The 17,404-nt window shown below is 64.5% G+C and carries 16 protein-coding genes; 13 read left to right on the forward strand and 3 right to left on the reverse strand.

Annotation, left to right across the window (positions count from 1 at the left end; translation table 11 throughout):
* Positions 1-113 precede the first annotated feature (113 nt).
* Complete coding sequence (locus BGK68_RS14190) at positions 114-1,331, reverse strand: aminotransferase class V-fold PLP-dependent enzyme (protein WP_075257639.1); 1,218 nt, start codon at positions 1,329-1,331, stop codon at positions 114-116.
* A gap of 280 nt (positions 1,332-1,611) precedes the next feature.
* On the opposite strand from BGK68_RS14190, the gene BGK68_RS14195 reads away from it, so the two are divergent.
* From BGK68_RS14195 to BGK68_RS14245, 11 genes are all read left to right on the forward strand, one after another.
* On the forward strand, positions 1,612-2,550 hold the full coding sequence (locus BGK68_RS14195) for a LysR family transcriptional regulator (RefSeq protein ID WP_075257640.1): 939 nt from the start codon (positions 1,612-1,614) through the stop codon (positions 2,548-2,550).
* Between the two features lie 138 nt (positions 2,551-2,688).
* Positions 2,689-4,170, forward strand: a complete 1,482-nt coding sequence (locus tag BGK68_RS14200) for an NAD(P)-binding domain-containing protein (protein WP_075257641.1) — start codon at positions 2,689-2,691, stop codon at positions 4,168-4,170.
* Positions 4,167-5,141 (forward strand): ABC transporter permease, encoded by a 975-nt coding sequence (locus BGK68_RS14205; RefSeq protein WP_075257642.1) that lies wholly within the window; start codon positions 4,167-4,169, stop codon positions 5,139-5,141. The genes BGK68_RS14200 and BGK68_RS14205 overlap by 4 nt, the downstream gene beginning before the upstream one ends.
* Entirely contained in the window at positions 5,138-6,100 is a 963-nt protein-coding gene (locus BGK68_RS14210) for an ABC transporter permease (RefSeq protein ID WP_075257643.1), read from the forward strand. Before BGK68_RS14205 ends, BGK68_RS14210 begins: the two co-directional genes overlap by 4 nt.
* Positions 6,097-7,089 carry an ABC transporter ATP-binding protein gene (locus BGK68_RS14215; RefSeq protein ID WP_075257644.1) on the forward strand — a complete coding sequence of 331 codons (993 nt, stop codon included), beginning with the start codon at positions 6,097-6,099 and terminating at the stop codon, positions 7,087-7,089. The genes BGK68_RS14210 and BGK68_RS14215 overlap by 4 nt, the downstream gene beginning before the upstream one ends.
* Positions 7,082-8,089 carry an ABC transporter ATP-binding protein gene (locus BGK68_RS14220; protein WP_075257645.1) on the forward strand — a complete coding sequence of 336 codons (1,008 nt, stop codon included), beginning with the start codon at positions 7,082-7,084 and terminating at the stop codon, positions 8,087-8,089. Before BGK68_RS14215 ends, BGK68_RS14220 begins: the two co-directional genes overlap by 8 nt.
* A 244-nt stretch (positions 8,090-8,333) precedes the next feature.
* Positions 8,334-9,920, forward strand: a complete 1,587-nt coding sequence (locus BGK68_RS14225) for an ABC transporter substrate-binding protein (RefSeq protein ID WP_083657812.1) — start codon at positions 8,334-8,336, stop codon at positions 9,918-9,920.
* Between the two features lie 4 nt (positions 9,921-9,924).
* The gene (locus BGK68_RS14230) at positions 9,925-11,256 is read left to right on the forward strand and encodes an acyl-CoA thioesterase/BAAT N-terminal domain-containing protein (RefSeq protein WP_075257646.1); all 1,332 of its coding nucleotides are present in this window, start codon (positions 9,925-9,927) and stop codon (positions 11,254-11,256) included.
* The gene (locus BGK68_RS14235; protein ID WP_013233584.1) at positions 11,253-11,774 is read left to right on the forward strand and encodes a CMD domain protein; all 522 of its coding nucleotides are present in this window, start codon (positions 11,253-11,255) and stop codon (positions 11,772-11,774) included. The genes BGK68_RS14230 and BGK68_RS14235 overlap by 4 nt, the downstream gene beginning before the upstream one ends.
* Before the next feature lie 10 nt (positions 11,775-11,784).
* Complete coding sequence (locus tag BGK68_RS14240; RefSeq protein ID WP_075257647.1) at positions 11,785-12,390, forward strand: peroxidase-related enzyme; 606 nt, start codon at positions 11,785-11,787, stop codon at positions 12,388-12,390.
* Between the two features lie 57 nt (positions 12,391-12,447).
* On the forward strand, positions 12,448-12,825 hold the full coding sequence (locus BGK68_RS14245) for a glycine cleavage system protein H (RefSeq protein ID WP_075257648.1): 378 nt from the start codon (positions 12,448-12,450) through the stop codon (positions 12,823-12,825).
* Between the two features lie 13 nt (positions 12,826-12,838).
* Here BGK68_RS14245 and ssuD read toward each other — a convergent pair whose 3' ends face one another.
* Both ssuD and BGK68_RS14255 read right to left on the reverse strand, forming a co-directional pair.
* A complete protein-coding gene (ssuD, locus tag BGK68_RS14250; RefSeq protein ID WP_075257649.1) occupies positions 12,839-13,966 on the reverse strand; it encodes an FMNH2-dependent alkanesulfonate monooxygenase in 1,128 nt (375 codons plus the stop codon).
* A 1,019-nt stretch (positions 13,967-14,985) separates the two neighbouring features.
* Positions 14,986-15,888 carry a LysR substrate-binding domain-containing protein gene (locus BGK68_RS14255; protein WP_075257650.1) on the reverse strand — a complete coding sequence of 301 codons (903 nt, stop codon included), beginning with the start codon at positions 15,886-15,888 and terminating at the stop codon, positions 14,986-14,988.
* A 76-nt stretch (positions 15,889-15,964) separates the two neighbouring features.
* On the opposite strand from BGK68_RS14255, the gene BGK68_RS14260 reads away from it, so the two are divergent.
* Both BGK68_RS14260 and BGK68_RS28020 read left to right on the forward strand, forming a co-directional pair.
* Positions 15,965-17,116 (forward strand): MFS transporter, encoded by a 1,152-nt coding sequence (locus tag BGK68_RS14260; RefSeq protein ID WP_075257651.1) that lies wholly within the window; start codon positions 15,965-15,967, stop codon positions 17,114-17,116.
* 129 nt (positions 17,117-17,245) lie between these two features.
* Entirely contained in the window at positions 17,246-17,401 is a 156-nt protein-coding gene (locus tag BGK68_RS28020) for a hypothetical protein (protein ID WP_197516784.1), read from the forward strand.
* Positions 17,402-17,404: the final 3 nt, after the last annotated feature.

Raw genomic sequence — 17,404 nt, forward strand, 5'->3', positions numbered from 1 at the left:
ATTAGGCGGGAAACGAAAATGAAGTTACTAGCTTATGAGATAAAAGCATGATGATACCCCCTCCCATCCTCGCCGGCTGGGAGGAAGGAAGGGGGAGGGAGGATACGCCCGTCTCAGGCCGCGCTGGCCAGGGCTTCGGTTCTTGCCAGGTAGGCCTCGTGGGCCAGCCCCTGCCGTACCGTCGCCACGACGTAGTCGATCTCGGCCTCGGTGGTGCCGCGCCCCAGCGAGAAGCGTACGGCATTGCGCGCCACGTCCGGCGAGCGGCCGATGGCCAGCAGCACGAAGGAGGGGGCAGCGGCGGCGGAATTGCAGGCCGAACCGGCCGATACGGCGATGCCCAGCAACTGGCTGCCCAGCGTGCCGTGACGGGTCGGCGGGAAGCTGACGTTGAGATTGTGCGGCACGCGCTGGCGGGCGCAGCCGTTCAACTGCACGCCGGGCAGGTCGGCCAGCCCGGCCCATAGCCGGTCGCGCAGCGCGCCGATGCGGCGGCTTTCTTCTTCCAGCAAGCGGCCTGCCAGGGCGAAGGCCTCGCCCATGCCCACGATCTGGTGGGTGGCCAGGGTGCCCGAGCGCATGCCGTTTTCATGGCCGCCGCCGTCGATCTGGGCTTGCAGCTTGAGGTCAGGATTGTGGCGCACATAGAGCGCGCCGATTCCCTTGGGACCGTAGACCTTGTGCGCCGAGAAGGACATCAGGTCCACCTTCAGCCGGGTCAGGTCGATGGCGATCTTGCCCGCCGCCTGCACCGCATCGACGTGGAAGACCACGCCGTGGGCCGCGCAGATCTCGCCCAGCTCGGCAATGGGCTGGATGACGCCGATCTCGTTGTTCACGTACATCACCGACGCCAGCAGGGTATCGGGCCGCAGCGCGGCGCGCAGCTGTTGTGGGGTGACCAGGCCATCCGGTCCGGGTTGCAGGTAGGTAACTTCAAAGCCCGCCTTTTCCAGCGTATGCATGGTATCGAGCACGGCCTTGTGCTCGGTGGGGACGGTAATGAGGTGATTGCCGCGCCCCTGTGCGCGCAGCGCATAGGCTGTGCCCTTGAGGGCCAGGTTGTTGGATTCGGTCGCGCCGGAGGTCCAGACGATCTCGCCCGGCTGCGCACCGACCAGGCCCGCCACCTGGGCGCGCGCCTGTTCCACGGCGCGTCGCGCTTCCCAGCCGAAGGGATGGGAACTGCTGGCGGCATTGCCGAACTTGTCCGTGAGGAAATCGCACATCACCCGCGCCACCTGGGGATCGACCGGCGTGGTCGCGCCATAGTCCAGGTAGATGGGAAAACGAAGATCAGCCGGCGGGCGACAGGGGGCAGGGGCGTTCATGATGCGATCCGGAGAATGAGGTGATCCAGGGGCAGGGCGGGTACCACAGGCCAACATTACGCCGCTTGCCTTATCTGGAAAACGAATTTGCCGCTATTTGTATATACGGTTTACGTGTTTCTTTCAGGCAATCGATGCAGAGGCACCGTCGGCAAGGCTTCCCGGCCTTGGCGCTAGCGGCGCATTAGCTTATACAAAATTATTATACTGAAATAGAATACAGACAAACCTATAATTCGAAAAACATATGCAAGCACTTTGATCAAGGAATCCGATTTCGATGGACCTGAACCAGCTGGAAGCCTTTGCAGCGGTAATGACCCTGGGGAGCGTGACCGGCGCCGGGCGCAGCCTGGGCCGTTCGCAGCCGGCGGTCAGCAAGGCCATCGGCGACCTCGAGAGCGAGCTGGGCTATGCCCTGTTCGACCGCAACGGCCCGCGCGTGACACCCACGGCCAAGGCCTTCCTGCTCTATGAAGAAGTGGAGCGCTCGCTGGTGGGCCTGCGCAGCATCCGCGAACGCGCCCAGGAAATCGCCCGCGAAGAAGTCCATCCGGTCCACCTGGTGGCCACGCCCGCGCTGGCCTCGACCATCGCCCCGGCGGCCCTGCAATTGCTGGCGGCCGACGGGCGGTATGCCTTTCCCGAACACGTCCACCTGCGCAGCGCCTCGGCCGAGCAGGTCGTGCATGCGGTCCTGCATCGCACCGTCAGCCTGGGCCTGACTTCGCTGCCGGTGGCCCATCGCGGGCTGGACCTGCACTGGATCGGCGAAGCGCCCTGCGTGGCCGTGGTGCGCGCCGATCATCCCCTGGCCGGCAAGGACAAGCTGACCCGCGCCGCCTTGCGCGGCCAGCGCGTCATCACCATGTCCAACCGCTATCGCCTGCGCCAGCGCGTGGAACTGGCGCTGGGCGAAGACAGCCAGCTGGATGTGGCCATCGATACCAATACTTCCTTCAACGCCATCATGGCGGCCCGCGCCGGATTGGGCGTGGCGCTGGTGGAGCCGGCCACGGCCTATGGCATGCCCATCGAAGGCATGGTGGTCAAGCGCCTGGCGGTGGAGATTCCGTTCTACTTTGGCGTGGTCACGCCCTATGGCAAGCCGGTCGAGGGCGTCACGGAGCGCCTGATCGACGCGGTCGAACAGGCCGCGCGCACCACCTTGCAGGGCTTCGTCAAGCGCGACGCCAGCCTGCATGATGAATTGTTATAAATGATTTCGCAGTAAGCAGTACCGCAGCAGGCAGCAGGCAGCAGCGTCAACCGGGAAGGGCGTTGCATCATAAAACCCGAAATCAGACGATCTCAGGCCGTGGCCTGTGGCGTCTTTTCATGCTTTTGACGAGGCGATATGCAAGACACCGAACCGACCCCAACCGACGCCACCTGCGCTGCGCCCCCGCAAGGGCTGGCGGCACTGGAGGCGCGTCTGCGCCAGGACCTGCAATGGCTGGCCCTGCCCGGCAAGTCGTGGACGCCGCAGATCGAGCGCGACGGCGTGCCGGTGCTCGACGTGGCCATCATCGGTGGCGGCCAGGCCGGCATGGCCGCTTCGGTGGCGCTGTCGCACCTGGGCATTGCCAATGTGATCTACGACCAGTCGCCCAAGGACTTCGAAGGCCCCTGGGCCACCACGGCGCGCATGGAAACCCTGCGCTCGCCCAAGACCCTGACCGGCCCGGCGCTGGGCTTCCCGGCGCTGACCTTCCGCGCCTGGTTCGAGGCGCAGTTCGGCCTGGATGCGTGGGAGGCGCTGGACAAGATCCCGCGCCTGCAATGGATGGATTACCTGCGCTGGTTCCGCCGCGTGATGCAGCTCGATATCCGCAACGAGCATCGCGTGCTGGCCGTGCAGCCGCGTGCCGATGGCATCGTGGCATTGCAATTGCAATCACCGTCGGGCGCCTCCACCGTGCTGGCGCGCCGCGTGGTGGTGGCGACCGGCCGTGATGGGCTGGGCGGCGCTTACCTGCCGCCGCTGGCCGATCAATTGCCGCGTGAGCGCTGGGCGCATTCTTCCGACCTGTTCGACTACGCCAGCCTCAAGGGCAAGCGCGTGGGCGTGATCGGCGGCGGCGCTTCAGCCATGGACAGCGCGGCGACCGCGCTGGAAGAGGGCGCGGCCCGCGTGGATATGCTGATCCGCCGCAAGGACCTGCCGCGCATCAACAAGGGCAAGGGCTCGGGCAGCCCCGGCCTGGTCAATGGCCACCTGCATCTGCCGGATGAATGGAAATGGCGCATCCGCCATTACGTCAATGCGCAGCAGGTGCCGCCGCCCTCGGGCAGCACCCGCCGCGTCTCGCGCTTTGCCAATGCGCGCTTCCTGCTGGGCACGGCGATCGAGTCGGTGCAGATCCAGCCAGATGGCGCGCTGCTGCTGCACACCAATCGCGGCCCGCTGGAGCTGGATTTCCTGTTCTTCTCCACCGGCTTCAAGATCGACTGGAGCCTGCGCCGCGAATTCAAGGACATCGCCCCGCACATCCTCAACTGGAGCGACCGCTACACCCCGCCCGCCGGCGAAGAAGACCAGGAGCTGGCCGACTCGCCCTATCTGGGACCGGTGTTCGAATTCCAGCAAAAGACCCCGGGCAGCCTGCCGGGACTGGAGCGTGTGCATTGCTTCTGCTATCCGGCCGCAGCCAGCCACGGCACCGTCTCTGGCGACATCCCCGCCATCAGCGATGGCGCCTATCGTCTGGCGCAGGGTATTGCTGCGTTGATGTACCGTGAAGATATCGAATACCACTACCGCAATATCCAGGCCTATGAAGAGCCCGAGCTGGAAGGCGACGAGTGGACCGAGTCGCCCTGGGAGCTGCCGGCATGAGTGGCGCCATTGCCCGGAGCGTGTTGCAGGCGCTGATGGTGGTGCTGTTGATGACGGTGATCGTCTTCTTCGGCCTGCACATGATCGGCAACCCTGTCGATATCCTGATCGGCCAGGATGTCGACCAGGTCGACCGTCTGCGCATCATCAAGGAACTGGGGCTGGACCAGCCGGTCTGGCGTCAGTACCTGGCCTTCCTCAATGGCGCGCTGCATGGCAACCTGGGCAACAGCTTCGTCTATAACACCCCGGCCATCCTGCTGATCTTCCAGCGTCTGCCGGCCACCCTCGAGCTGGCCTGCGCGGCGCTGTTGCTGGCCTTGGTGGTGGGCGTGCCGCTGGGCCTGTTCGCGGGCATGAAGCCGGATCATCCGTTCTCGCGCCTGGTCATGACCACCAGCATCTTCGGCTTTTCGCTGCCGACCTTCTGGATCGGCCTGATGCTGATCATGGCCTTTTCGGTGACGCTGGGCTGGCTGCCCTCGGGCGGACGGGGCCAGACCGCTGAACTCTTCGGCGTGCAATGGTCGTGGCTGACGGCTGATGGCTGGCGTCACATGATCCTGCCGGCGATCAATCTGTCCTTGTTCAAGATTTCACTGGTCATACGTCTCACCCGCGCCAATGTGCGCGAGGTGCTGCCGATGGACTTCGTCAAGTTCGCCCGCGCCAAGGGGCTCTCGCCGGCGCGCGTGGTGCTGATGTACGTGCTGCGCAATACCCTCATTCCGCTGGTGACGGTGGTGGGGCTGGAGTTCGGCTCCACGATTGCCTTTGCGGTCGTCACAGAAAGCATCTTTGCCTGGCCCGGCGCGGGCAAGCTGATCCTCGACAGCATCAATGCGCTGGATCGCCCGGTGATCGTGGCTTACCTGATGGTGATCGTCTGCATGTTCGTCACCATCAACCTGGTGGTGGATGTGCTCTACAAGTTACTGGACCCGCGCGTGCGGGTGGAGGCCAAGCCATGAGCGCGCCGCAGACCGAAGTGAGCATGACGCAAGAACAGGTGCGCGCCTGCGCGGCCGAGCTGTCGGCCTTCCAGGCCCCGCGCCGCGAATCGCCCTGGCGGCGCGTGATGCGCCACTTCGTGGCTTCGCGCTCGGCCATGCTGGGGCTGGTGATCGTGCTCTTGCTGATCGTCGGCGCCATCGCCGCGCCCTGGATCACCCCGCAGAATCCCTATGACCTGGCGCAATTGAACTTCCTCGATTCGCGCCAGCATCCAGGTACCCTCAATGGTGATGGTACGTTTACCTACTGGCTCGGGACTGATGGTCAGGGACGCGACCTGTTCTCGGCCATCATCTATGGCCTGCGTATCAGCGTGGGCATCGGCGTGGGCTCGGCCCTGATCGCTGGCGTGATCGGCACGCTCATCGGGCTCCTGGCTGCGTACGCCGGCGGCAAGGTCGATACGCTGCTCATGCGCTTTGCCGACCTGGTGCTGTCCTTCCCCTCCATCCTGGTGGCGATGCTGATCCTGGCCTATGTGGGCAAGGGCATCTTCAACGTGATGGCGACGCTGGTGGTGCTGGAGTGGGCTTATTACGCCCGCACCGCACGCGGCCAGGCGCTGGTGGAGCGACGCAAGGAATACGTGGAGGCCGCGCGCGGGCTGAACCTGTCGTCCTGGCGCATCATGGTGCGCCACATCCTGCCCAACTGCCTGCCGCCGCTGATCGTCATCGGCACCTTGCAGGTGGCGCGCGCCATCACGCTGGAAGCGACCTTGTCCTTCCTCGGCCTGGGCGTGCCCATTACCGAACCCTCGCTGGGCCTGCTCATTTCCAATGGATACCAATACATGCTCTCGGGCGAATACTGGATCAGCTTCTATCCCGGCATTACGCTGGTGGTGGTGATCGTGGCCATCAACCTGGTCGGCGACCGCCTGCGCGACATCCTCAATCCGCGGTGGCAGAAATGAGCGCGCTCACGCTGGAAGTGCGCAATCTGCGCACGCATTTCTTTACCCCCGAGGGCGTGCTGCCGGCGGTCGATGATGTGTCGCTGTCGGTCGGCCGTGGCCGCATTCTTGGCCTGGTCGGTGAGTCCGGATCGGGCAAGAGCGTGACCGGATTTTCCATCCTCGGCATGGTCGATGCGCCGGGCCGCATCGTCGGCGGCGAAATCCTGTTCCAGGGCCGCGACCTGGTCAGCATGGACAAGACGTCCCTGCGCGAACTGCAGGGCAATCGCATCGCCATGATCTTCCAGGACCCGATGATGACCTTGAATCCGGTCCTGAAGGTGGAGGCGCAGATGGTCGACGCCGTGCTGGCGCACAGCAAGCTCAGTCGTCAGCAGGCCCGTGAACTGGCGCGCGACACCCTGGGCATGATGGGTATCGCCAGTCCGGAAGAACGGTTGCAGGCCTATCCGCATCAACTCTCGGGCGGCATGCGCCAGCGCGTGGCCATTGCCATTGCGATGCTGCACAAGCCCGACCTCATCATCGCCGACGAACCGACGACGGCCCTGGATGTGACCATCCAGGCGCAGATCCTGTCGGAAGTGCAGAAGCTGGCGCGCCAGCATGGCACCGCGCTGATCTGGATCACGCACGATCTGTCAGTGGTGGCCGGCCTGGCCGATGAAGTGGCGGTGATGTATGCCGGGCGCATCGTCGAGCAGGGCAGTGTGGATGTGGTGCTGGATGCACCGCTGCATCCCTACACGCAAGGCCTGATCGGCAGCCTGCCCAGCAACAACCGGCGCGGTGCGCGCTTGCGCCAGATTCCCGGCATGACGCCCAATCTCTTGCACCTGCCGCCGACCTGCGCCTTCGCCGCCCGCTGCGAGCGCCTCTCCCAGCAATGCCTGGTGGCCCCCGCGATCAGCGAACCATTGCCGGCGCACCGGGTGCGCTGCTATCACCCCACCCCGAGCACACAGAGCAGCGAGCAACATGGATAAGGCCGTCATTCCCCTGATCGAAACCCGCGCCGTCAGCCGCCGCTTCGGTGAGCGCCGCCAGGGCTGGCTGCAGCGCCAGTTGCAGGCGCGCGGCTGGAGCCGTCCGCCCGCCATCACGCATGCGCTGGATAAGGTGGATCTGAAAGTCTTGCCTGGCGAGGTAGTGGGCCTGGTGGGCGAATCCGGCTGTGGCAAGTCCACCCTGGGCCGGGTGGCCTGCGGTCTGCTCGATCCCTCCGATGGGCAGGTGCTGGTCAACGGCCGTGACCGCGCCAGCCTCAGCAGCAGGGAAGAAGCCGAGGCGCGTCTGCAGGTACAGATGATCTTCCAGAATCCCTATGCCAGCCTGAACCCGCGCTTGCGCATCGATCAGATCGTCGGTGAAGCGGCGCAGGTCAATGGCAAGGTCGAGGGTAATCTTGATGACTACGTGTGCCAGCAGTTGCTGCGCGCCGGTCTCGATCCGGCCCTGCGCGACCGTTATCCGCACCAGTTCTCCGGCGGCCAGCGCCAGCGCATCGGCATCGCCCGCGCCCTCGCGGTGCAGCCGCAGATGCTGGTCTGCGATGAAGCGGTGGCGGCGCTGGATGTGTCCATCCAGGCGCAGATCCTCAACCTGTTCATGGACCTGCGTGAAGAGCTGGGTCTGACCTATCTCTTCATCAGCCATGACCTGGGCGTGGTGGAGCACGTCTCGGACCGCGTGGTCATCATGTACCTGGGCCGGGTGGTGGAGAGCGCGCCGGTGGCCGCGCTGTTCGGCCAGCCCAACCATCCCTACACGCAGGCGCTGCTGGCCGAAGTGCCGCGCATGGGGGCGCGCAAGAAGGAATTCACCGCCATCAAGGGCGAGATCCCCAGTCCGCTGAACCCGCCCACCGGCTGCCACTTCAACCCGCGCTGCCCGCATGCCACGCAGCGTTGCCGTGAAGAACAGCCCTTGCTGCGGGAGATCGCGCCGGGGCATATGAGTGCCTGCCATCTCAACGATGGCCGTTGATAAGGTTTGTTGAAATGTTCTCCCTCCCGTTCGGACTGAGTAGGCCCCCTGGGGCTGTATCGAAGGCGCTGATGCTGCTGATGCCCCGGCAGCCACGCCTTCGATACGCAGCTGCGCTGCTACTCAGTCCGAACGGGAGCAGGGGGCGGGGCAATTCAGAAAAACCGTCCAGGAAACCCCAGCCAGAAAACCGCAAGTTGATGTATCCGCAGTGCTTCCACTTTGACCACAGAGGAACCCGATCATGAAGAAAACCCTCCTGACCCGCCTGCTGGCCATCGCCCTGACCGGCGCAGCCCTGGCTGCCGCCGCCGATGCCGCGCATGCGCAGAACCTGAATATCGCCTTTGCCGATCCACTCTCGTCGCTGGACCCGCAGTTGAACAACCACGCCGGCGACCGCTCGGTGGATCTGCATTTCTGGGACCTGCTGGTCCAGAACGACTACAACAAGCTGGTGCCGGGCCTGGCCGTGAGCTGGAAGAACATCGACCCCAAGACCTGGGAGTTCAAGCTGCGTCCCAACGTCAAGTGGCAGGACGGCAAGCCCTTTACCGCCGATGACGTGATCTTCTCCTACCAGCGCGCCCGTGCGGTGCCGGGCAGCGTAGCGACCTTCGCCGGCTACCTGCGCACCGTCGAATCGGTGACCGCCAAGGACCCGCTGACCCTGGTCATCAAGACCAATATCCCTAACCCGGACCTGCCACTGAACCTGGCCTCGGTGCACATCGTCAGCAAGCACATTGGAGAGAAGTCCACCACCGAGAACTACAACAGCGGCGCAGCGGTGATCGGCACCGGCCCCTACAAGTTCGTTTCCTACACCCCGGGCGACCGCGTGGTGATGCAGCGTAACGACGACTACTGGAACGGCAAGCCGCTGTGGGAAAAGGTCAACTACCGCTACATCAACAACGGTGCGGCGCGCACTGCTGCGCTGCTCTCCGGCGATGTGGACGTGATCGACAAGGTCTCGGTGTCCGACCTGGCCAAGCTGAAGCAGTCGCCCAACGTCAAGGTCTATCCCTACAACGGTCTGCGCGTGCTGCTGATCCAGCCGAGTTTCCATCAAGGCCCCAGCCCCTTCATCACCGACAACAACGGCAAGCAGCTGGACAAGAACCCGCTGCTGGACGTGCGCGTGCGTCGCGCCATGTCGCTGGCCATCAACCGCAAGGCCCTGATCGACCGCATCCTGCAGGGCGCGGCCACCGAGGCCAACCAATGGATGCCGGCTGACACCTTCGGCTACAACCCGGAGATCAAGAACATCCCCTTCGACGCTGCACAGGCCAAGAAGCTGCTGGCCGAGGCCGGCTTCCCCGACGGCTTCAAGCTGACCTTGCACGTGCCCAACGACCGCTATCCGCAAGCGCCGGAGACCATGCAGGCCGTGGCCCAGTTCTGGACCCGCATCGGCATCAAGACCCAGGTGGAAGTGCTGCCCTGGGCCGCGTATTCCTCGCGCGCCAACAAGAACGAGTTCGCCGTCTCGGTGCTGGCCTGGGGGAACGGTACGGGCGAAGCCAGTTACGCGCTGGTCAACGTGCTGGGTTCGGTCGATCCCAAGAAGGGTATCGGAGCTTCCAACTGGAACCATTACAGCAGCCCCGCCGTGGACAAGGCCCTGGCCGATTCCACCGCTGAATTCGATGCGGCCAAGCGCGAAGCCATCCTGCGCGGCGCCGCCAAGACCGTCTCGGAGGAAGTGGGCGTGATTCCGCTGTACCACTACCAGAACATCTGGGCCGCCAAGAAGGGCCTGAAGGTCACCCCCATCAGCAGCGACCGCACCACCGCCATGATGGTGACCGAGGACAAGAAGTAAGGCCATGCCCAACTTCTCCATCGACGTCAGCCCGGCCGACGACCTGATCGACGTGCCTCGCCGCATCATCGTGCGGGGTGCGCATCCGGGCGAGCCGGTGCGGATTTCCTCTTCCACGCTGCGCAATGGAACGCAGTGGCGCAGCACGGCCTGCTACATCGCGGACGCCCATGGCAATGTGGATGTGAGCATGAACCCGGCCATCGACGGCGACTACTACGGCATCGACCCGATGGGTTTGCTGTGGTCGCAGAAGCCGGTGCAGGCCGGGCGGCGCGATCAGTTCCACGCCAATGTGATGACGCCGCTGGAAACCACGCTGACCGTTTCTGCACTGGACCAGCCGGGACTGCCGCCCTGCACCCCGGCCAGCACGACGCTGGTGCAGCGTCTGGCGGGCGCGGGCGTGACCCGCCGTGAAGTGCGCGAGCTGGGCCTGGTCGGCACGCTCTTCCTGCCGGCCACGCCCGGGCCGCATCCAGCCGTGATGATCCTCAACGGATCGGGCGGCGGCATCAACGAGCCACGCGCGGCGCTGTATGCCTCGCGCGGTTACGCGGCCTTTGCACTGGCTTACTTCAAGGCGCCGGGCCTGTCGGATTACATCTCCAATACCCCGCTGGAATATTTCGAGCGCGGCCTTGACTGGTTGCGTGCCGAAGTCAGGCCCTTGCATGACTTCGTCGCCATCAGCGGCCAGTCGCGCGGCGGCGAGCTGGTCTTGCTGCTGGGCGCAACCTTCCCGCAGAAGGTCTCGGCGGTGTTGGCCTATGTGCCCAGCGCGCTGGTGCACAGCGGCCAGAACGCAGCCGATCCTGCCATCGGCCGCGAAGGGCCGACCTGGCTGCTGCGCGGCCAGCCGCTGCCGCACCAGTGGCAGGACAATCGGACCGCCAGCTGGGCGCCCTTCGACGAGGGCCCCGCGCCGCATCGTCATGAACTGGCCATGCTGACCGCCTTGCAGGACGAAGAGGCGGTGGCGCGTGCGCGCATTCCGGTCGAAAAAATCGCCGCGCCCGTGTTGCTGCTGTCGGCCACCGATGACGGCTCCTGGCCTTCCAGCCTGTATTGCGGCATGGTGCGCGACAAGCTCGCGGAGGTCGCCCATCCGTGGCCGGTGCTCTGGCGCAATTACGCCAATGCCGGCCACTCCATCCTGTTCCCGTTCGTGCCGACCACGCAGACCGCCTATGCCCACCCGGTATCCGGGCGCATCAGCACCGGTGGCGGCGAAGCGGCGGCGAACGCCCGCGCTGATCTCGACTCCTGGCAGCAGGCGCAGCATTTCCTGCGCGATGCGCTGACCAGGCATTCATCCCCCAAGGAGACTTCATGACTACCCCCGTCTACGACATCCACGCCGATGTCATCGACCAACTCGCCGGCCTGTCCGTCGGCAGTGCGCTGCATAGCCTGCGGCACCAACGCGACAAGGTCGCGGTGGCCTCGCAAGGCAGCTACGACACCCTGTTCGATCCGGCGCTGGAAGGCATCGGCCTGGACGAACGCCTGCTGGTGGCGCTGTATGCCTGCCGCCTGGCCGGTGCAGACGACCTGGTAGCGCACTATCGTGCGCGCGCGTTGGTCATCTCGGTGGAGGCGGCACAACTGGCCGCCGCCGAGACCGGCGAGCCTGAGCAATTGCCCGAAGGCCGTCTGCGCGCCATGCTGGTCTTCACGCGCGCGCTCACGCAGCGTCCGGTGGAAGGCGACAAGGCCGCCATCGAAAAGCTGCCCGCTGCCGGCATCAGTACGCCCGCCGTGGTGGCGTTGTCGCAGCTGATCGCCTTCGTGTCCTATCAATTGCGCGTGGTCGCTGGCCTGAAGGCCATGCGTGCTGCCGCTGCCCAGTAAGGAGAGCCGCATGAGCGACATCATCAAGGCCAACGGCTTTACCAATGAAACCCTGGAGTGGGATGCCTGGCTGGACGTGATCCAGCTGGAGGCTGCCAGCGCAGACCAGATCAAGGTGCTGGAAGAAAGCCATCCCAAGGCCAAGACCTCGGACTACTACCTGTTCCTGGCGCACCAGCCCGACATCCTGCGGCAGCGTTCGGCCGCCTTCAACGCCATCATGTACGCGCCCGGCGGCCTGCCGCGCGCCGAGCGCGAGCTGGGTTCGCTGGTGGTCTCGCGCATCAATGGCTGCGTGTATTGCGCCTCGGTGCATGCACAGCGTTTCGAACAGCTGGCCAAGCGTAACGATACGGTGCGCCAGGTCTTCGATACGCCTTATGGCGCTGGCGTGGATGCGCGCGAGCAGGCCATCGCCAAGTTCTCGGCCGAGCTGACCGAGACGCCGGGTGATGTCAGCGTCGCGCAGATCAAGGCGCTCTATGACGTCGGCCTGAGCGAGCTGGAAGTGCTGGACCTGATCCATTCGGTGGCCATCTTTGCCTGGGCCAATCGCCTCATGCTCAACCTGGGCGAGCCGGTGTTTGCCGATGGCAGCAAGGCCGAAGCGAAGTAAGGCATTTGCGTGCTGACGCAATCATGTTGATGCAATCATTTCCATAAGGAGACAGGGATGCACATTCCGGATCATCTGGTCTATGCCCAGACCCATGAGTGGGTCAAGCTCGAAGACGATGGCACGCTGACCATCGGCATTACCGATTTCGGCCAGGAGCAGTTGGGGCCGCTGGTGTATGTGGACATGCCGGCGGTGGGCAAGGTCTTGGCGCGCGGCGCCGAGTCGGGCATCGTCGAATCCAACAAGACGGCGTCGGACCTGCATGCGCCCGTCGATGGCGAGGTCGTCGCCGTCAACGCGCTGCTGGTGGAGACGCCCGACGCCATCAATGGCGCGCCGTATGAGCAATGGATCTTCAAGCTCAAGCCGGCCGCGCCGTTTTCGGCGGACGGTTTCCTTGATGCGGCGGGCTATCTCGAGCTGATTTCCTGACGCGGTTCTTCGTTCAGGAAGCCGAAGCGGCGGCGCGGATATCGAAGGCGCCGCCGGTTTGTGCACGGTCACGCAAGGTGACCGCGTTCTTGCCCAGGAGCGGGAAGACCAGTTCGGCGAAGCGGATCGCTTCTTCCAGGTGCGGGTAGCCGGACAGCACGAAGGTATCCACGCCCAGGTCCGCATATTCCTGCAGGCGTTCGGCCACCGTGGCGGCGTCGCCCACCAGCGAGGTGCCGGCCCCGCCGCGCACCAGTCCCACGCCGGCCCACAGGTTGGGGGAGATTTCCAGCTTGTCGCGGCGGCCGCCGTGCAGGGCCGCCATTCTCTGTTGTCCTACTGAATCCATCCTGGCGTAGTTCTGCTGGGCGCGGGCGATGTCTTCGTCGGTGAGTTTGCTGATGAGGCGTTCGGCTGCCGTCCAGGCTTCGGCGGTGGTTTCGCGCACGATGGCGTGCAGGCGTACGCCGAAGCGCACGGTGCGGCCTTGTCGGGCGGCGCGTTCGCGCACGTCGTCGATCTTCTGTCTGACCGCGGCCGGGGGCTCGCCCCAGGTGAGGTAGGCGTCTACGTGTTTGGCGGCGAGGTCGTGGGCGGCGGGGGAGGAACCGCCGAAGTAGAGCGGTGGGTAGGGCTGTTGCACGGCGGGGTGGAACAGTTGGCCGTTGCGGATGCGGAAGTGTTTGCCTTCGTAGTTGACGGTCTCGCCCTGGAGCAGCTTGCGCCAGATGGTGAGGTATTCGTCGGCGGCTTCGTAGCGTTCGTCGTGCTTTAGGAAGACGCCGTCGGCTTCGAGTTCGGTGGCGTCGCCGCCGGGGACGACATTGAGCAGCAGGCGGCCGTTCAAGGCCTGGTCCAGGGTGGCGGCTTGTCTTGCTGAGGGGCCGGGGCCGCCTAGCGATGTTCTCAATGCCACTAGCAGCTTGATGCGCTGGGTGACCGGGACCAGGCTGGCGGCCACTACCCATGGGTCCAGGCAGGAGGCGCCTGTGGGGATCAACAGGCCGTCATAACCCAAGGTCTCGCTGGTGACGGCGATCTGGCGCATGTACTCCAGTGTGGGGGCGCGGCCGAAGTCGGATTTGCCCAGGTAGCGGGTGTCGCCTGAGGTGGGGAGGAACCAGAAGAGTTCTAATGACATGCCGTGTTTCCTTTTGCATATGTTCGGGAGGTTGGCGTTATTAGAGCGCTCTGGTTCGATTGTGGCTAAGAATGTTTTCTTCTTTTCTTAGTTGGTTTTTGGTTTTTGGTTTTTGGTTTTGGGTGTCTTGGCGGATTGTTGTTGTGGTTGTTAGGTTTTGGGTAGTCTGCACGGGATTTCTTCCTGCGCTCTAGCTTAATTATTATCTTTCTCCGGTCGGGAGGACGCGCCGGGGGCGGCCCGGCAGCCGCTCACTTTTCTTGTCTCGCCAAGAAAAGTAAGCAAAAGAAGGCGACCCCTAAGATCCAGCCCTCCTTCGGAGGGTTCCCGCCGCAGTGGAGCAAAAAGTGGGAAAAATAGAGTCGCTTCGCTCCGACTATTTTTCTGATCCACTTTTCGCTCCACTGCGGCGGCTGGCTCTAAGGGGAAAAACCTGAACGGGCTCGCCTTCGGCCTCGCACTTCTCCTACTCGCCTTCGGCTTTGGCTTGGGACGGTGCGCCTTCGATACGTCGCTGCGCGACTACTTAGTCCGAACGGGAGGAAATTATTTAGAAGAAAAACAAAGGCAGGGAAGAGATATAAAGAGAAAGAGAAAGAGAAAGACGAAACTAAAAAGTACGAAAGTATGTGATCGAAGAGAGCCGAAGCGCCAGCGAGCCCTCGGCGATGCCGAAGGCGAGCCGGACAAGCCGTCCGCTTCTGACCCGCCGCGTCAGCGCGCATAAAAACGGATCAGAAAAATAGTCGGAGCGAAGCGACTCTATTTTTCCCGTTTTTATGTGCGCTGACGCGGGGACCCTCCGAAGGAGGGCGGGGCAGTAGCGGTCGCCTTCTTTTGCTTACTTTTCTTGGCGAGACAAGAAAAGTGAGCGGCTGCCGGGCCGCCCCCGGCGCGTTCTCCCGACCGGAGAAAGATAAGAATTAAGCTAGAGCGCAGGAAGAAATTCCGTGCAGACTACCCAAAAACTAACAACCACAGCAACAGCCCGCCAAGACAAGACAAGACAAGAGCAAGCATCACCCACCAGCAAACATCAACGAAGCCCCCCGATACTCAGCCAGCCATCTGGCAAACAGCTGAGCCTCAGAACCAGCCTGAGCATTGATCCCGAGATAGTAGGGCGCCAACGTCAAGCGCAAGTCCGGGAAAGGACACACCAGCCGCCCGGAACGAAGATCATTGTCCGCCAGCGAAACAGGCGACAAGGCCACCCCCAGCCCATCCACCACCGCCTGCAACACAAAATGCACATGATCGAAATGCAGCATCGCCTGAGAACGAGACCGCCTCAATCCCGCCAGCTTGCGCCAGTCCTCCCAGTCATTGCGCCGACTGCGCGAGAGCAGCACCGTATGCCTGGCCAGCCCGGACACATCTTCCAGCGGCGCCGCCTGCAACAGCGCAGGAGAAGCCACCAGCACCAGCTCATCCTCCATGAAGCGCTGCACCTTCAGCGTCTCCGGCCAATTGGTCTCACCCCGGCGGACCGCGATATCAAACGAAGAACCCGCCTTGCCCACCGTCGCCGTACTGGTCACCACCTGCGGCGCAATGCCCGGATAACGCTCCACGAAATCGGAAAGATGCGGAATCAGCCAGCGCACCGCAAAGGAAGGCCGCACATTGATCACCACCGTGCGCGTCGGTGCGTCGCGCATCACCCGCCGCGCGGCATTGGCCAGGATCTCCAGCGCCGGGCTGGCCTCCTCGAAGAACTGCCGGCCCCGCTCCGTCAGCAACACCTGCCGCGTGCGCCGCTCAAACAGCGGCATGCCGAGATAGCCTTCGAGATTCTTGATCTGGCGACTGATGGCGCCATGCGTGACATTGAGCTCGTGCGCCGCAAGCGTGAAACTCTGGTGACGGGCCGCGGCCAGAAACGCGCGGATGGCGTTGAGCGGAAGGGTGAGGTCGGCCATGCGTCAGATATTATCACGCATGCCCGGAATTAATATCGGTTGTCAGCCCCCGCGCGCGCGGCGCATCATCAGCGCCATGACCACGCCAGACCTCCGCCAGGCCGACCTCCACTCGCGCCACGCCGCCATGTCGCTCTCGGCCGCCTTGCCCTGCGATATCGTCCTCTACCTGCTCTTGCCGATGTACGCCGACCAGTTCCACGTCAGCCTGGCCGAGGCCGGTGTGCTGCTGGCGGCCAACCGGCTGGTGCGCATCGCCGGCTACCGCTGGGTCGCCCGCTTCTACGCCCAGCGCGGTGATCGCCCCACCTGCACCCTGGCGGTCTGCGCCGCGATCGTGTGCGCACTGGGCTATACGATGGCCAGCGGTTTCTGGGCGCTGCTGCCGCTGCGCCTGCTGTGGGGCATGGCCTTCGCCGGTCTCAATCTTTCCACCCAGGCCATGTCCACCTCCAACCCGCAAGGCGCGGCGCGACGCTCGGGGCGCTCGCGTGGCGTGATCGCCATCGGGCCCATGCTGTGGCTACCGACGGCGGCGCTGCTGGCGCCGCAGATCGGGCCGCGCCTGGTGTTCGCGCTGGTGGCCGCGACGGCGCTGCTGGGCCTGCTGGCGGCGCGGCGCCTGCCGCAGCACGCCTACGCACCGCCACAGCCGCGCCGCTGGAAGCTGCCCAATGCGCTGGACTGGTGGTCTTTCCTGGAGGGCTTGACGCTGGATGGGCTGTTCATCGTCGGCCTGGCCTACATGAGCAAGCAGTCTTTCGGCGCCGATGGCGAACTGGTGGCCGGGGTGCTGATGGCCTTGCGCTATGCCGGCGAGATCGTCCTCAGCCCCCTGGGCGGATGGCTGGCCGAACGGTTCGGTGCGGTCAAGGTGCTGGTGACGCTGTCGCTGGCCACCTGCGTGGCCCTGGTCGGCTTCGGGGGCGGGCTGCTATGGCTGTTCGCGGGGGTGATCGTGATACTGCGGGCGCTGCAACTGCCGCTGCTGGCTCCCATCGTGGCTGCCCGTACGGCACCGGAGCAGCGCGTGCACGCCCTGGCGGGACGGGCGATCTGGCGTGATATCGGGGCGGGGATGGGACCGATGCTGGCCGGTTTGCTGTTGCCGGTGATGTCTTCCTTGTGGCTCTACAGCCTGGCCGCCTCGGCGCTGGCGCTCGCGGCCATCGCTTGCGGGCGGGCGCCGGCGCCGGTCCCTGCGGTCCCCGCGTCGAGCCAGGGTTGAGCCAGGGTTGAGCAGGCGTTGCGCCTTATGCGCGCTGTGGATATCGATCTGCTCATTGCTTCGTTCACAGGCAGGCCCGGCTTGACTAGCATGCCCCTGATCCCTTCCTTGCCGTTGTCAGGAGCGCTCATGAACGATCATCACATCTACCAGGAGCTCGGCCACTTTGCGACCGAGCCGCTGCTTCCTGCGGAAGGCCGGACCATCGGCGCTGCCTTCCTGCTCGGTCTGTCGGTGCTGGGCTTGTTGTTCCTGCTGCAACACTGGCTGGGCCTGGGCGGCTGAAGC

It is taken from the genome of Herbaspirillum camelliae (assembly GCF_001929405.1).
In the GTDB taxonomy this organism is placed as follows: Bacteria; Pseudomonadota; Gammaproteobacteria; order Burkholderiales; family Burkholderiaceae_D; genus Herbaspirillum; species Herbaspirillum seropedicae.

Excerpts from the sequence above, each read along its gene's own strand:
- BGK68_RS14190 (WP_075257639.1), bottom strand. The coding sequence starts at position 1,331 with ATGAACGCCCCTGCCCCCTGTCGCCCGCCGGCTGATCTTCGTTTTCCC.
- BGK68_RS14195 (WP_075257640.1), top strand. The coding sequence starts at position 1,612 with ATGGACCTGAACCAGCTGGAAGCCTTTGCAGCGGTAATGACCCTGGGG.
- BGK68_RS14200 (WP_075257641.1), top strand. The coding sequence starts at position 2,689 with ATGCAAGACACCGAACCGACCCCAACCGACGCCACCTGCGCTGCGCCC.
- BGK68_RS14205 (WP_075257642.1), top strand. The coding sequence starts at position 4,167 with ATGAGTGGCGCCATTGCCCGGAGCGTGTTGCAGGCGCTGATGGTGGTG.
- BGK68_RS14210 (WP_075257643.1), top strand. The coding sequence starts at position 5,138 with ATGAGCGCGCCGCAGACCGAAGTGAGCATGACGCAAGAACAGGTGCGC.
- BGK68_RS14215 (WP_075257644.1), top strand. The coding sequence starts at position 6,097 with ATGAGCGCGCTCACGCTGGAAGTGCGCAATCTGCGCACGCATTTCTTT.
- BGK68_RS14220 (WP_075257645.1), top strand. The coding sequence starts at position 7,082 with ATGGATAAGGCCGTCATTCCCCTGATCGAAACCCGCGCCGTCAGCCGC.
- BGK68_RS14225 (WP_083657812.1), top strand. The coding sequence starts at position 8,334 with ATGAAGAAAACCCTCCTGACCCGCCTGCTGGCCATCGCCCTGACCGGC.
- BGK68_RS14230 (WP_075257646.1), top strand. The coding sequence starts at position 9,925 with ATGCCCAACTTCTCCATCGACGTCAGCCCGGCCGACGACCTGATCGAC.
- BGK68_RS14235 (WP_013233584.1), top strand. The coding sequence starts at position 11,253 with ATGACTACCCCCGTCTACGACATCCACGCCGATGTCATCGACCAACTC.
- BGK68_RS14240 (WP_075257647.1), top strand. The coding sequence starts at position 11,785 with ATGAGCGACATCATCAAGGCCAACGGCTTTACCAATGAAACCCTGGAG.
- BGK68_RS14245 (WP_075257648.1), top strand. The coding sequence starts at position 12,448 with ATGCACATTCCGGATCATCTGGTCTATGCCCAGACCCATGAGTGGGTC.
- ssuD (WP_075257649.1), bottom strand. The coding sequence starts at position 13,966 with ATGTCATTAGAACTCTTCTGGTTCCTCCCCACCTCAGGCGACACCCGC.
- BGK68_RS14255 (WP_075257650.1), bottom strand. The coding sequence starts at position 15,888 with ATGGCCGACCTCACCCTTCCGCTCAACGCCATCCGCGCGTTTCTGGCC.
- BGK68_RS14260 (WP_075257651.1), top strand. The coding sequence starts at position 15,965 with ATGACCACGCCAGACCTCCGCCAGGCCGACCTCCACTCGCGCCACGCC.
- BGK68_RS28020 (WP_197516784.1), top strand. The coding sequence starts at position 17,246 with ATGAACGATCATCACATCTACCAGGAGCTCGGCCACTTTGCGACCGAG.